We start from the raw sequence: 13,181 nt of genomic DNA on the forward strand, positions 1-13,181 counted from the left end.
AAGAGGACCAATGGCAAAAGTAATCGGAATCGATCTCGGCACGACCAACAGCTGCGTATCCGTCATGGAAGGCGGCAAGCCGAAGGTCATCGAAAACGCAGAAGGCGCGCGCACCACGCCGTCGATCGTCGCATTCGCCAAGGATGGCGAGCGACTGGTCGGCCAGCCGGCCAAGCGCCAGGCAGTGACCAACCCGGAGAACACGATCTTCGCGGTGAAGCGTCTGATCGGCCGTCGTTTCGACGACCCGATCACCAAGAAGGACACCGAGCTGGTCCCGTACCACATCGTGCGCGGCAACAATGGCGACGCATGGGTCGGCGCTGGCGGCAAGGAATATTCGCCTTCGCAGATCTCCGCCTTCACGCTGCAGAAGATGAAGGAAACCGCGGAAGCCTATCTCGGCGAGACGGTCACGCAGGCGGTCATCACCGTGCCCGCGTACTTCAACGACGCACAGCGCCAGGCGACCAAGGACGCCGGGCAGATCGCGGGTCTAGAAGTGCTCCGCATCATCAACGAGCCGACGGCTGCTGCGCTTGCGTATGGCCTCGACAAGGACACCAACAAGACGATCGCGGTTTATGACCTCGGCGGCGGTACGTTCGACATCTCGATCCTCGAGATCGGCGACGGCGTGTTCGAAGTGAAGGCGACCAACGGCGATACCTTCCTCGGCGGTGAGGATTTCGACAACAAGCTGCTCAACTTCCTGTCGGAAGACTTCAAGAAGGCCGAAGGGATCGACCTCACCAAGGACAAGCTGGCACTCCAGCGTCTGAAGGAAGCGGCTGAGAAGGCGAAGATCGAGCTGTCGTCGGCAGCTACGACCGAAGTCAACCTGCCGTTCATCACTGCGGACGCGACCGGCCCGAAGCATCTCGTCAAGGCGATCACGCGCTCGGACCTCGAGCGTCTGGTCGAGGACCTGATCCAGCGTACGCTCGAGCCGTGCAAGAAGGCGATGGCGGATGCGGGCGTAAAGTCGGCGGACATCAGCGAAGTCGTCCTCGTCGGCGGTATGACGCGCATGCCCAAGGTCCGTCAGGTCGTGAAGGACTTCTTCGGCAAGGAACCGCATTCGGGCGTCAACCCGGATGAGGTCGTGGCGATGGGTGCGGCGATCCAGGCGGGCGTGCTGCAGGGCGACGTCAAGGACGTGCTGCTGCTCGACGTGACGCCGCTGTCGCTCGGCATCGAGACGCTGGGTGGCGTGTTTACCCGGATGATCGATCGCAACACGACGATCCCGACCAAGAAGTCGCAGACCTATTCGACCGCGGACGACAACCAGGGGGCTGTCACGATCCGCGTGTTCCAGGGCGAGCGCGAAATGGCGGCGGACAACAAGATCCTCGGCCAGTTCGACCTGGTCGGCATCCCGCCCGCACCGCGCGGCGTGCCGCAGATCGAGGTCACGTTCGACATCGATGCCAACGGCCTCGTCAACGTGTCGGCGAAGGACAAGGGCACCGGCAAGGAGCAGCAGATCCGCATCCAGGCATCGGGTGGCCTGTCGGATCGCGACATCGAGCAGATGGTTCGCGACGCCGAGCAGTTCGCCGAGGACGACAAGAAGCGCCGTGCATCGGCCGAGGCGAAGAACAACGCCGAGAGCCTGATCCACACGACCGAGCGCCAGCTTGCCGACAATGCCGACAAGGTTGACGCGTCGCTCAAGGGCGAGATCGAAGCGGCGATCGCCGAAGCCAAGACTGCGGTCGAAGGTGGCGATCCCGAGGCGATGAAGGCCAAGGCCGAAGCACTCGGCCAGGTTGCGATGAAGCTTGGGCAGGCGATCTACGAGAAGCAGGCGCAGGCCGACGCTTCGCCCGCCGCCGACGGTGCAGCGGCACCGAAGGACGACGTGGTTGACGCGGAATTCTCCGAAGTCGACGACACCAAGGCATAAGCACAAACGCCCTCTCTCGCTTGGCGGGGGAGGGCCGCCGGGCGCGGCGGTGACGGGCATGGGCAGGGCGGATTAAACCGTTCGCTGTTCCACCCGCCACCGTCTCCCGGTCTGAGGGCCTGACATGAGCACCGAAGTCGATTTCTACGAACTGCTCGAATGCGAGCGCACCGCCGACGACGGGACGATCAAGACGTCCTATCGCAAGCTGGCGATGAAGTATCACCCGGACCGCAACCCCGGTTGCAAGGATTCCGAGGCGCATTTCAAGGCGATCAGCGAGGCCTATGATTGCCTCAAGGATCCGCAGAAGCGCGCGGCCTATGATCGCTTCGGTCACGAGGCCTTCCGTCAGGGCGGCGGCGGCGGTCGTGGCGGCGGCGGCGCGCAGGACTTCGGCGCTTTTTCCGATATTTTCGAGAACATCTTCGGCGAGTTCATGGGCGGCCAGCGCGGTGGCGGTGGCGCACAGGGACCGCGGCGTGGTGCCGATTTGCGCTACGACATGGAAATCACGCTCGAGGACGCGTTCCACGGCAAATCGACCGACATCACGATCGACGTGTCGGGCGTATGCGAGGTCTGCGAAGGCAGCGGCGCGACCCGTGGGACCGTCGCCAAGACCTGCGCGACGTGCCACGGCCACGGCAAGGTCCGTGCGCAGCAGGGCTTCTTCGTGGTCGAGCGGACCTGCCCGAGCTGCCACGGCGCTGGCCAGACGATCGCGGACCCGTGCGGCGCATGCCATGGCGAAGGTCGGATCGACCAGACCAAGACGCGCACCGTCAACATTCCGGCCGGGGTGGACGAAGGCACGCGCGTTCGCCTGACCGGTGAGGGCGAGGCGGGTCTGCGCGGCGCACCGTCGGGCGATCTCTATATTTTCCTCCACGTCGCACGGCATCCGCTGTTCGAGCGCGAGGGCACCACGCTGTTCGCGCGGACGCCGATCAGCTTCACGACCGCGGCGCTTGGGGGCGAAGTCACGATCCCGGGGCCGGACGGGGTCAATCACACGATCAAGATCCCGGCGGGCACACAGTCCGGACGCGAGCTGCGCCAGCGTGGCGCGGGGATGCCGGTGTTGCAGGGCCGTGGTCGCGGCGATCTGGTGATCCGCGTCGAGGTCGAGACCCCGACGAGCCTCACCGCACGCCAGCGCGAGTTGCTCGAGGAGTTCCGCGCGACCGAGACCGGCAAGGAATGCCCGCAGACGAGTGGGTTCTTCAAGAAGGTGAAGAGCGCCTGGGTGTAATGCTTTGGGGGGAAGCGAGCGGCCGCCAGGAGGCGCTTTCCCCTTCATCTGCTACTTCCCCGGCGAAGGCCGGGGCCCAGTAGTGAGACAGAAGAGCCTTGAGCGCTGCGCTACGTTACGTCGGCCATCTCGACTGGGCCCCGGCCTTCGCCGGGGAAGCGGACGGTGAGGGAAGCCTTCGTCTTAAAAACTACGAAACCAAAAAGCGCTTCTCCCGCCCCTTGTTACAAGGGGCGGTCGAGCGGTCGGGTGGTCAGAAGATCAGGACTTCCGCCACCAGTGCGACACCGGCCACGGCAATAAGGCCGCTGGCCAGGTTCTGCAGGATGCGCATTTGAGAGTCTCCGTGCCGGATCATCCCGGCACGGAGACATTTGGAGATTGTTGCTTAATTCAGCAACATTATTACGCGCATTCGCAAGTGCAGCATTTGCACGTTGAAACGTGCTCTGGTGTAGACGAACGGTTAACCCTGCGCCCCGAACACCCGCGCGAAGATCGTGTCGACGTGCTTCAGATGATAGCCGAGATCGAACTTGTCCTCGATCTCCGCGACCGACAGCGCGGCGGTCACTTCGGGATCGGCCTTCAGCAGTTCGAGCAGCGACAATTCGCCATCCGATTCCCACACCTTCATCGCGTTGCGCTGGACGAGGCGATACGAATCCTCGCGGCTCACCCCGGCTTGCGTCAGCGCGAGGAGCACGCGCTGCGAATGGACGAGGCCGCCCATCTTGTTGAGATTCTTTTCCATCCGCGCCGGATAAACGAGCAATTTCTCGATCACCCCGGTCATCCGCCCGAGCGCGAAGTCGAGCGTGATCGTCGCATCGGGGCCGATATAGCGCTCGACCGACGAATGGCTGATGTCGCGCTCATGCCACAAGGCAACGTTCTCGAGCGCGGGGGTGACATACCCGCGCACCATCCGCGCGAGACCGGTGAGGTTCTCGGTCAGCACCGGGTTACGCTTGTGCGGCATCGCCGACGAACCTTTCTGGCCCGGCGAGAAATACTCTTCCGCTTCAAGCACTTCGGTGCGCTGGAGATGGCGTACTTCGGTCGCGAGCCGCTCGATCGACGAGGCGATCACGCCAAGCGTCGCGAAGAACATCGCGTGGCGGTCGCGCGGGATGACCTGAGTGGAGACCGGCTCGACGGTGAGGCCGAGCTTGGCGGCGACATGTTCCTCGACCCGCGGGTCGATATTGGCGAAGGTCCCGACCGCGCCCGAGATCGCACAGGTCGCAATATCAGCACGCGCAGCCACCAAACGCTCCCGGTTTCGCGCGAATTCGGCATAGGCTTGCGCGAGTTTCAGCCCGAATGTCACCGGTTCGGCATGGATTCCGTGGCTGCGCCCGATCGTCGGGGTCATCTTGTGCTCATGCGCACGGACCGAAAGTGCTGCGAGCAGTGCGTCGATATCCGCGATCAGCAGATCCGCCGCCTGCGCCAACTGTACCGCGAGGCAGGTGTCGAGCACGTCGGACGAGGTCATCCCCTGGTGCATGAAGCGTGCTTCGTCGCCGACCTGCTCCGCCACCCAGGTGAGGAAGGCGATCACGTCATGTTTGGTCACCGCTTCGATCGCGTCGATCGCGGCGACGTCGATTGCGGGCTTGGTCGCCCACCACGCCCAGAGCGCGTCCGCCGCCTTGCGCGGGACGACGCCAAGGTCGGCGAGCGCCTCGGTCGCGTGCGCTTCGATCTCGAACCAGATGCGGAAACGCGCCTCGGGCGTCCAGATCGCGGTCATCGCGGGGCGGGAATAGCGGGGGACCATCGGCAATCCTTCGTCAAAACGGAGCGAGTGGGGTCGTGCGCCAAGAACGGGCCGGATCGGCCCATCGTGGATTCGGCACGCAACCGGGTGAGCGGGGCGTTAGCAGGGACGGGGCGAGGCTTCAAATGTGGGCGCAAGGGGCTCCAGCCATAGCAATGGTCGGCATGGTGCAGCATAAGGCGGTATTGGCATCGCTGGGCTGTAAACCCGTGCGATCCAAGTCAAGGAGACGTGTAATGTTGAAGTCGATCATTATTGCCAGCGCACTGACCGTGTCTGCACCGGCACTGGCCCAAGTCACGCAACCGTCTGCCGCTGTTCCTGCGGATACGCAGCAAGGGGCTACCAATGCTGACCCCAGCCAGGCGACACCTATGGCGCAGCCACCGGCTGGCGCCGAATCGGCACCGGCGCAGACCGCCGAAGCGCAACCCGCGACGGGTGCACAGATCGCCGATGTCGTCGGCACCGAATTTCCGACCTATGACAAGAACGGCGACGGTTCACTGAGCGCCACCGAGTTCAGTGCCTGGATGGTCGCGCTCAAGACCGCGAGCGACCCGAGCACCAAGGCAACCGCGCCAGCGACCAAGACCTGGGTCGCGACGGCGTTCGCACAGGCGGACGCGGACAAGAACAAGAAAGTGTCCAAGGGCGAACTGACCACCTTCCTGTCGGCCGCTGGCTGATCAATCCCGTGCCGCTTCCTCTTCGCCTGCCCGTGACGCGGCGATGAGGGGCGGGGTTGCGCTATCAGCGCGCGCCATTGTGTCACTATTTCCGCGCCTCGCCCCCGTTCGTGCTGAGCGAAGTCGAAGCACTGCCTCGCTCCGGTTGAGCTGGCCCTTCGACTGCGCTCAGGGCGAACGGTGAGGGAGGGGGGGCGCTACCTTTCCGACCATTTTTCCCATTCCCCGTTCGTGCTGAGCGAAGTCGAAGCACTGCCTTTCCCCGGTTGCGCAGGCCCTTCGACTGCGCTCAGGGCGAACGGGAGGAGGGGGGCGCTACCTTTCCAGCAAATTCTTCCATTCCCCGTTCGTGCTGAGCGAAGTCGAAGCACTGCCTTTCCCCGGTTGTGCAGGCCCTTCGACTTCGCTCAGGGCGAACGGGGGCATGCGATCACCAGCTTCCAGGTTCCAGGCTTCCAGCGCATCGCTCAGCGCCCGGCGATGCTTGCCAGATCCGTCGCGGGGTCGATCAGGCGTCCGGCTTCCTTACGCTCCGAATAGCGCTCGACCAGTTGCGCGCCGTGCGGGCGCAGCAGCACCGTGAAGCGCACCAGTTCCTCCATCACGTCGACGATCCGGTCGTAATAGCTCGACGGTTTCATCCGCCCGGCGTCGTCGAATTCGGCGAAGGCCTTGGCGACGCTCGACTGGTTGGGGATCGTCACCATCCGCATCCAGCGGCCGAGAATGCGCAGCGTGTTGACGCTGTTGAACGATTGCGACCCAGCGGACACCTGCATCACCGCGAGCGTCCGCCCCTGGGTCGGGCGCATTCCACCCATCGCGAGCGGGAGGTGATCGATCTGGAGCTTCATGATCCCGGTGATCTGCCCGTGCCGCTCGGGGCTGCACCACACCTGTCCCTCGGACCACAGTGAATGCTCGCGCAGTTCATGGACTGCCGGGTGATCGTCGCTCGCCACCTGATCGGGCAGCGGCAAGGTCGACGGGTCGAAGATTCGCGTCTCGCATCCGAAGAACTGCAGCAGCCGCGCGGCTTCCTCGACACAGAGCCGCGAGAACGACCGGTCGCGCAAAGACCCGTACAGCAGCAGGATCCGCGGCGGCGGGTCGCCCGCGCCCAACCCTGAGGCCGGGCGCGCGATGGCATAGCGGCGGTCGAGCGCGGGCAAATGCGTCGGGTCGGACAGGGGGCGCAACGGCATCAGGCGACGCGCTGACCAGCGGCGTCGATCACCTGTTCGCCGTCTTGCTTGGCAAACGCATCTTGTTGCGCGGTTGGGAGCAGATCGAGCACCGCTTCCGACGGACGGCACAGTTTGACACCCATTGGCGAGACGACCAGCGGGCGGTTGATCAGGATCGGGTGTGCGACCATCGCGTCGAACAGTGCGTCGTCCGACAGCGTTTCGTCGGCCAGACCGAGCTCGGCATAGGGCGTGCCCTTCTCGCGCAACAGCGCGCGCGGCGTAATCCCGGCGCGGCGGACGAGATCGACGAGCATTTCGCGCGACGGGGGTGTCTTGAGATATTCGACGACATGCGGCTCGATCCCCGCGTTGCGAATCAGCCCGATCGTGTTGCGCGACGTCCCGCAGGCGGGGTTGTGATAGACGATGATATCGACGGACATGGCGTGACCTTTCAGCAGCAGGGGGTGAGCGCCTCGATCAGCGGCGTGCACAGATCGGCATTGCCAGCACAGCAATCCTGCACGAGGAACAGCATCAGCCCCCGGACCGAATCGAGGTCCGCGCGGTAGAAGATCGTCCGGCCCTGGCGCTCGAATCGCACGAGGCCGGATCGCGTCAGGATCGCCAGATGCGCGGACATGGTGTTTTGCGGGACACCGAGCTGCCGCGCGACTTCGCCGGCGGGAAGGCCCTCGGGGACATGCCGGACGAGCAGGCGGAACGTATCAAGGCGCGTTCCCTGGGCTAGCGCGCCAAGCGCAGCAATGGCGAGAGCTGATTCCATATATCCGGAATAGCGGATGGTTGTTCGTGCGCAAGGGGTATCTTGATCGGTAGGCAGGCGGTCCCACACGGCGGGACTGGCCACTAAACCCGCGTTCTGCAAACCGTCATCCTGAACTCGTTTCAGGATCCAGCCCTCCGCGAGTCCGGACTGCCCTTGTTGTACCGTGGATGCTGAAACAAGTTCAGTATGACGGCAGCGTTTGGGACGTGGGGTGACGCAGCAGGCGGCCGTGCCAAGACCTTTGTGAAGGTGTCACGCTACCAAGCTGCTGCCGACACCGTAGGCGACTTTCCATAACTTTCCGCAGCCACTGCCCTACAGCAGCCCCATAGCGCGCAGGCTCGAATGTCCCGACCCAGCGATGATAATATGATCATGCAAGGCGATCCCCAACCGTTTGCCCGCCTCGGCAACGCGCCGCGTGATGTCGATGTCCGCACGGCTCGGCGCAGGGTCGCCGCTCGGATGATTATGTACCAGGATGATCGCCGCAGACCCCAGGTCGATCGCCCGCCGGATCACCTCGCGAACATAGAGCGCGGCTTCGTCGATCGATCCGTCGCTCATCACTTCGTCGCGGACCAGCATGTTGCGCGCATTGAGATGCAGCACTCGGACGCGCTCGTTGGTGCGGTGCGCCATGTCGGCATGGAGATAGTCGAGCAGCGCCTGCCAGCTGGCGAGGACCGGGCGCGTGCTCGCCTCGACCCGCAGCAGGCGGAGCGCGGCGGCCTGCACGATCTTGATCGCGGCCGCCGACGTATCGCCCATTCCGGCAACCCGCATCAGGGCCTCGGGCTCGGCCCCGAAAACGCCGCCGATCCCGCCGAACTCGGCAAGCAGCGCCTTGGCCAACGGCTTGGTGTCCCGGCGCGGTATCGCGAGCGCGAGGAGATACTCGACCAGTTCGTGATCGAGCAGCGCTTCCTCGCCCTGGAGGAACAGCCGCTGACGCAACCGCGCACGGTGCCCCGCTTGGTCCGGAAGGGAAGGGGCTGGCGCGCTCATCGTCCCCAGACCTATCGTTACGCTTGCGACGAAGCAACGCGGGCGTCTATGTCTCCAATATTGGCGTGCCGCGGGAAGGTCCGGACGGCGACCAATGGTTGACACCCCCCGGTCTGCTTCTTAAACGATCCGTCACACGGGGGTTGCCCCTGTTTCCCGCACATATCGTCGCGGTGCCATGACGGCACGGCGGCGTTTTCTTATCAGGACACGCGCCCCTTGGCCGATCAACGCCCGACCGACGACCTCGACGCCCGCATTGCTTCGGCACGTGCGGCATCGCAGGCGCGTGGCCAGGGCGTGGTGCCGCAGGCAAAGGGCTATGGCCAGGGAACCCGGGTTCTCGCGCTATTGCTTGGTGCGTTGCTTGGTGGTGGAATTCTTGGCTGGGCGCTTGATTCGTGGCTCGGTACCAGTCCGTGGGCTCTGCTCATCGTGCTGGCGCTGGCCGTCGACGGAGCGTTCATGAACATCATGAAGATTTCGAAGGAGCGCGCGGAGTGAGCGCCGGCAAAATCGATCCGATGGAACAGTTCATGGTGGAGCCCGTCCTGGGTCGCCATATCGAGCTGTTCGGTTACGACGTCTCCTTCACCAACTCGGCGCTGTTCATGGTCGTCGTGTTCGTGCTGCTGGCGGTATTCATGGCAGGCGGTCTCAAGCGCCAGCTCATCCCCGGCCGTTGGCAGGTGATGGCCGAGAACGCGGTGAGCTTCATCGATTCGATGGTCAGCGTGAATATCGGTTCGGGCGGCAAGAAGTTCGCGCCGTACATCTTCTCGCTGTTCTTCTTCATCCTGTTCGCCAACCTGATCGGGGTGATGCCGCTCGCGATCCTGCCCGGGCTGCACACCTTCGCGGTGACGAGCCACATTACGGTCACCGCGATCCTGGCGTTCCTGTCGTTCGCGATCGTGCTGGTCGTCGGTTTCGCCAAGCATGGCCTGAAGTTCTTCTCGCTGTTCGTGCCGCACGGTGCGCCCGGCTGGCTGATGCCCGTCATCATCCCGGTCGAGTTCGTGTCGTTCATGGTCCGCCCGTTCAGCCTCGCGCTGCGACTGTTCGTCGCGATGACCGCCGGGCACATTTTGCTCGAAGTGTTCGGCAGCTTCGTGGTGCAGGGCATCAACGCCGGCGGCGCGCTCGGCCCGATCGTCAGCGTGCTCAGCTTCGTCATGATCGTCGGCGTCAGCGCGCTCGAGCTGCTGGTCTGCGCAATCCAGGCTTACGTCTTTGCACTGCTCACGTCGCTGTACCTGCACGACGCGGTGCATCTGCACTAATCGTTTTCAACACCCATCTGACTGTATTCTAAGGAGCTTAACATGACTGATCTTGGTGCAATGTACATCGGTGCCGGCCTGGCAGCGATCGGTGTCGGTCTCGCGGCACTCGGCGTCGGCAACGTGTTCGGTTCGTTCCTCGAGGGCGCACTGCGTAACCCGGGCGCAGCAGACGGCCAGCAGGGCCGCCTGTTCATCGGCTTCGCAGCATCGGAGCTGCTCGGCCTGATCGCGTTCGTCGTCGCGATCCTCATCCTCTTCGTCGTCCGCTAAGTAAGAGCGAGCGCAGTCCATGCCGCAGCTTTCCCAGATCGGTGAGATCTACGCCTCCCAGCTCTTCTGGCTGGCGATCGTATTCGCGCTGATCTATTTCGGGATCGGCAAGGCGATGGTCCCCAAGATCGAGGCGACGATCGACGATCGTAACGGCCGGATCGACGGTGACATCGCTGCGGCAGAGGCTGCGCGCGCGCAAGCGCACGCCGTCGAGGCAGCCTATCAGACCGGGCTCGAAAACGCCCGGTCGAAGGCTGCCCTGGCGCTGGGCGAGGCCAAGGATCGCGCCACCGCGAATACCGAAGCCAAGCTCAAGGCAAGCGATGCGGCGATGCAGGCACAGCTTGCCGCCGCAACCGCGCAGGTCGCAGCGTCCAAGACGCAGGCCTTCGCCGAGATTGAAACAGCAACGACCGATGCGGTCGAGGCGATCGTCGCCAAGCTTTCGGGTGTGGCGGTGGACCGTTCGACGATCGAAGCGCGTGTGAAGACGGAATTGGCGCATGGCTGAGGGTTCCACCGTACAGACGGTAGCATCGACGGGCGTCGCCGAACTCCATCACGAGCCGACCGCGTTCGGCATCAACGCAGCCGGCTGGGTCGCGCTGTCGATGCTGGTCGTGATTGGGCTGCTGCTCTGGAAGAACGTACCGGGCCTGGTTGCCCGGATGCTCGACGGGCAGATCGAGAAGATCCGGTCGCAACTGGACGAAGCCTCGCGGTTGCGGGCCGAAGCCGAAGCGCTGCTCGTCGCCGCCCAGGCACGCGATGCGGCCAGTGCTGGCGATGCCGCCGCGATCGTCAAGCATGCCGAAGCCGAAGCCGCCGCGATGGTGGCGAAGGCAGAAACCGATCTGGCCGAACTCGTCGCCCGTCGCCAGACGATGGCGCAGGACCAGATCGCCGCCGCCCAGCGCGGTGCTATCGCCGAAGTCCGCGCCTCGGCCGCCGATGCCGCCGCCCGCGCCGCCTCGACGATCATCGCAGAGCGTCACGGTGCCGACGCCGACAAGGCGCTCGTCGACCGCACGATCGCAGGGTTGGGTCGCCTCAACTAAGCACGCGCCGGTCGATCCGGCGCGCTGCGTTTGCCTTGTCACACGTCGGAGCTAGGGTAGCGTGCCACGGCGATTCGCGCCGTCGTCACTCTACGAGGCTCCGTCATGAAAACTTTCGTCCTCGCTGCCGTCATGCTGTCATCGGCAGCACCTCTGGCGGCCCAATCGACCGCGCCTACGACCCCGACCACCACTGCGCCCGCACCCGCTCCGGCCGCGAAATTCACGCTCGATACGCCGATCGAGACGATCGCCGCGGATCCCGCGGCGAAACAGGTGCTCGACGCGGACCTGGACAACATCACCGCGCACCCGATGTACGATCAGTTCAAGAGCATGTCGCTGTCACAAGTCCAGCCGTTGTCGCAGGGCGCACTGACCGATGCGGCGCTGGTCAAGGTCAAGGCGGACCTGGCCGCGCTGAAATAGCATTGCTGCCCGCATTCCGGGCCTGTTCGGTCCGGAATGCGGGCAAGCGCGGTTCAGGCGTCGCGCAAGCCCACACCGATGCTCGCGCGCGCCTGCTCCGCTTCGTTGGACACGACCGGATAGGCGCAATAATCCGCGGCATAATAGGCACTCGGACGGTGATTGCCCGACCATCCGATCCCGCCGAACGGTGCGCCCGAGGACGCTCCGTTGGTCGGCTTGTTCCAGTTGACGATCCCGGCGCGGGCATTCGCCCAGAACTGGTCGTACAGCTTGGGGTTCTGGCTGAGCAGCGACGCCGACAGGCCGTAGCGCGTGTTGTTCGCCTCGACGATTGCATCCTCGAAGCTCGCCTTACGAATCACCTGCAAGATCGGCCCGAACAGCTCGATGTCCGGGCGGTCGTTGAGATCCGTCGTATCGATCAGCGCGGGGCGCAGGAACGGACGGTCGGGGACGGGACGCTCGAGGTGGCGAATCGCACGCCCGCCGCGCATCATCAATTCGAGAAAACTCTCGGTCAGCAGGTCAGCGGCCTGATTGTCGATCACCGGTCCCATGAACGGGGCGGGGGTGGCGTGCGGTTCATCGACGATGATCCGCCCGACCAGTTTGGTCAGTTCGTCCATCAGCGGATCGTACTGCTTCTCGTCGACGATCAACCGGCGCGCGGCGGTGCAGCGTTGGCCCGCGCTGGTGAAAGCGGACTGGACGATCAGCACGGCCGCGGCATGAAGATCGGGCGACTCCCACACGATGATCGGGTTGTTGCCCCCCATTTCGAGCGCGAGGATCTTCTCGGGCCGAGTCGCGAACTGACGGTTGAGCGCGATCCCGGTCGGTGCCGAGCCGGTGAACAGCAGCCCGTCGATCCCGTCATGCGCCGCCAGCGCCTTGCCTTCGTCCGCGCCACCGATCAGCAGCCGGATGCACCCCTCGGGCACGCCGCCCGCGCGCAGACAGTCGACCAGGAACGCGCCGGTCGCCGGGGTCTTCTCGGAGGGTTTGAACACCACCGCATTCCCTGCGAGCAGCGCGGGGACGATGTGGCCGTTGGGCAGATGCGCAGGGAAGTTGTACGGCCCGAGGACGGCCAGGACGCCGTGCGGCTTGTGACGCAGCGCCATTCGTCCGGCCATTTGCGAATCAAGCCGCCGCTGCGGAGTCCGGTCGGCATAGGCACTGACCGAAATGTCGACCTTGGCGATCACCGTCTCGACCTCGGTGCGGGCTTCCCACAATGGCTTGCCGGTCTCGCGCGCGATCAGGTCGGCAAACGGCTCGGCCCGTGCGCGGACGACGTTGGCGAACCGGCGGAGCGTCTCGATCCGGTTGGTCAGCGGTTGCGCCGCCCACGATGCCCAGCTTGCCCGCGCGGCGGCGACCTCGACATCGGCGTCGCCGATGGCACCCTCCCACAGCAAGGCACCGGTTGCGGGTTCGTAGGATAGGAGATTGCTCGTCATCGGAGAGTCTTGCCCCAGAATTAAGGGTGAATCCACTTC

15 protein-coding genes are annotated in these 13,181 nt (G+C 64.6%); 9 read left to right on the forward strand and 6 right to left on the reverse strand.

The features are described from left to right. Positions 1-10: 10 nt before the first annotated feature. On the forward strand, positions 11-1,912 hold the full coding sequence (gene dnaK / locus ABIC17_RS05960; RefSeq protein WP_354280021.1) for a molecular chaperone DnaK: 1,902 nt from the start codon (positions 11-13) through the stop codon (positions 1,910-1,912). Between the two features lie 124 nt (positions 1,913-2,036). Then, on the forward strand, positions 2,037-3,167 hold the full coding sequence (gene dnaJ, locus ABIC17_RS05965) for a molecular chaperone DnaJ (RefSeq protein ID WP_354280023.1): 1,131 nt from the start codon (positions 2,037-2,039) through the stop codon (positions 3,165-3,167). Between the two features lie 466 nt (positions 3,168-3,633). Here dnaJ and purB read toward each other — a convergent pair whose 3' ends face one another. Next, positions 3,634-4,953, reverse strand: coding sequence for an adenylosuccinate lyase (purB, locus tag ABIC17_RS05970; RefSeq protein WP_354280025.1), 1,320 nt, complete (start codon positions 4,951-4,953; stop codon positions 3,634-3,636). Positions 4,954-5,189: 236 nt separating this feature from the next. Between purB and ABIC17_RS05975 the strand changes: the two genes are divergently transcribed. Next, entirely contained in the window at positions 5,190-5,642 is a 453-nt protein-coding gene (locus ABIC17_RS05975) for an EF-hand domain-containing protein (RefSeq protein ID WP_354280027.1), read from the forward strand. A 467-nt stretch (positions 5,643-6,109) separates the two neighbouring features. On the opposite strand, the gene arsH is transcribed toward ABIC17_RS05975, so the two are convergent. From arsH to radC, 4 genes are all read right to left on the reverse strand, one after another. Continuing rightward, entirely contained in the window at positions 6,110-6,847 is a 738-nt protein-coding gene (gene arsH, locus ABIC17_RS05980) for an arsenical resistance protein ArsH (RefSeq protein WP_354280029.1), read from the reverse strand. Beyond that, on the reverse strand, positions 6,847-7,275 hold the full coding sequence (gene arsC, locus ABIC17_RS05985; RefSeq protein ID WP_354280031.1) for an arsenate reductase (glutaredoxin): 429 nt from the start codon (positions 7,273-7,275) through the stop codon (positions 6,847-6,849). The genes arsH and arsC overlap by 1 nt, the downstream gene beginning before the upstream one ends. A gap of 11 nt (positions 7,276-7,286) precedes the next feature. Continuing rightward, positions 7,287-7,619 (reverse strand): ArsR/SmtB family transcription factor, encoded by a 333-nt coding sequence (locus ABIC17_RS05990; RefSeq protein WP_354280032.1) that lies wholly within the window; start codon positions 7,617-7,619, stop codon positions 7,287-7,289. 318 nt (positions 7,620-7,937) lie between these two features. Then, the gene (radC, locus tag ABIC17_RS05995) at positions 7,938-8,630 is read right to left on the reverse strand and encodes a RadC family protein (protein WP_354280034.1); all 693 of its coding nucleotides are present in this window, start codon (positions 8,628-8,630) and stop codon (positions 7,938-7,940) included. Between the two features lie 219 nt (positions 8,631-8,849). On the opposite strand from radC, the gene ABIC17_RS06000 reads away from it, so the two are divergent. From ABIC17_RS06000 to ABIC17_RS06025, 6 genes are all read left to right on the forward strand, one after another. After that, positions 8,850-9,134 carry an AtpZ/AtpI family protein gene (locus ABIC17_RS06000; RefSeq protein ID WP_354280036.1) on the forward strand — a complete coding sequence of 95 codons (285 nt, stop codon included), beginning with the start codon at positions 8,850-8,852 and terminating at the stop codon, positions 9,132-9,134. A 20-nt stretch (positions 9,135-9,154) separates the two neighbouring features. Next, positions 9,155-9,913 (forward strand): F0F1 ATP synthase subunit A, encoded by a 759-nt coding sequence (locus ABIC17_RS06005; RefSeq protein ID WP_354280584.1) that lies wholly within the window; start codon positions 9,155-9,157, stop codon positions 9,911-9,913. Positions 9,914-9,973: 60 nt separating this feature from the next. Further along, entirely contained in the window at positions 9,974-10,186 is a 213-nt protein-coding gene (locus tag ABIC17_RS06010) for a F0F1 ATP synthase subunit C (RefSeq protein WP_354280586.1), read from the forward strand. 19 nt (positions 10,187-10,205) lie between these two features. Next, positions 10,206-10,700 (forward strand): F0F1 ATP synthase subunit B family protein, encoded by a 495-nt coding sequence (locus ABIC17_RS06015; protein WP_354280038.1) that lies wholly within the window; start codon positions 10,206-10,208, stop codon positions 10,698-10,700. Then, complete coding sequence (locus tag ABIC17_RS06020; RefSeq protein ID WP_354280040.1) at positions 10,693-11,247, forward strand: F0F1 ATP synthase subunit B family protein; 555 nt, start codon at positions 10,693-10,695, stop codon at positions 11,245-11,247. Before ABIC17_RS06015 ends, ABIC17_RS06020 begins: the two co-directional genes overlap by 8 nt. Positions 11,248-11,352: 105 nt before the next feature. Continuing rightward, entirely contained in the window at positions 11,353-11,676 is a 324-nt protein-coding gene (locus tag ABIC17_RS06025) for a hypothetical protein (RefSeq protein ID WP_354280041.1), read from the forward strand. A 53-nt stretch (positions 11,677-11,729) separates the two neighbouring features. On the opposite strand, the gene astD is transcribed toward ABIC17_RS06025, so the two are convergent. After that, positions 11,730-13,142: a succinylglutamate-semialdehyde dehydrogenase gene (gene astD, locus ABIC17_RS06030; protein WP_354280043.1), complete on the reverse strand. Its 1,413-nt coding sequence runs from the start codon at positions 13,140-13,142 to the stop codon at positions 11,730-11,732. Positions 13,143-13,181 lie beyond the last annotated feature (39 nt).

The sequence above is a fragment of the Sphingomonas sp. PvP056 genome (assembly GCF_040549155.1).
GTDB lineage: Bacteria > Pseudomonadota > Alphaproteobacteria > Sphingomonadales > Sphingomonadaceae > Sphingomonas.

What these genes read in the sequence shown, in the direction of transcription:
- ABIC17_RS06005 (WP_354280584.1), top strand. Translation starts at nt 9,155, where the DNA reads ATGGAACAGTTCATGGTGGAGCCCGTCCTGGGTCGCCATATCGAGCTG.
- arsH (WP_354280029.1), bottom strand. Translation starts at nt 6,847, where the DNA reads ATGCCGTTGCGCCCCCTGTCCGACCCGACGCATTTGCCCGCGCTCGAC.
- purB (WP_354280025.1), bottom strand. Translation starts at nt 4,953, where the DNA reads ATGGTCCCCCGCTATTCCCGCCCCGCGATGACCGCGATCTGGACGCCC.
- dnaJ (WP_354280023.1), top strand. Translation starts at nt 2,037, where the DNA reads ATGAGCACCGAAGTCGATTTCTACGAACTGCTCGAATGCGAGCGCACC.
- ABIC17_RS06010 (WP_354280586.1), top strand. Translation starts at nt 9,974, where the DNA reads ATGTACATCGGTGCCGGCCTGGCAGCGATCGGTGTCGGTCTCGCGGCA.
- ABIC17_RS05990 (WP_354280032.1), bottom strand. Translation starts at nt 7,619, where the DNA reads ATGGAATCAGCTCTCGCCATTGCTGCGCTTGGCGCGCTAGCCCAGGGA.
- astD (WP_354280043.1), bottom strand. Translation starts at nt 13,142, where the DNA reads ATGACGAGCAATCTCCTATCCTACGAACCCGCAACCGGTGCCTTGCTG.
- arsC (WP_354280031.1), bottom strand. Translation starts at nt 7,275, where the DNA reads ATGTCCGTCGATATCATCGTCTATCACAACCCCGCCTGCGGGACGTCG.
- ABIC17_RS06025 (WP_354280041.1), top strand. Translation starts at nt 11,353, where the DNA reads ATGAAAACTTTCGTCCTCGCTGCCGTCATGCTGTCATCGGCAGCACCT.
- radC (WP_354280034.1), bottom strand. Translation starts at nt 8,630, where the DNA reads ATGAGCGCGCCAGCCCCTTCCCTTCCGGACCAAGCGGGGCACCGTGCG.
- ABIC17_RS06020 (WP_354280040.1), top strand. Translation starts at nt 10,693, where the DNA reads ATGGCTGAGGGTTCCACCGTACAGACGGTAGCATCGACGGGCGTCGCC.
- ABIC17_RS05975 (WP_354280027.1), top strand. Translation starts at nt 5,190, where the DNA reads ATGTTGAAGTCGATCATTATTGCCAGCGCACTGACCGTGTCTGCACCG.
- ABIC17_RS06015 (WP_354280038.1), top strand. Translation starts at nt 10,206, where the DNA reads ATGCCGCAGCTTTCCCAGATCGGTGAGATCTACGCCTCCCAGCTCTTC.
- dnaK (WP_354280021.1), top strand. Translation starts at nt 11, where the DNA reads ATGGCAAAAGTAATCGGAATCGATCTCGGCACGACCAACAGCTGCGTA.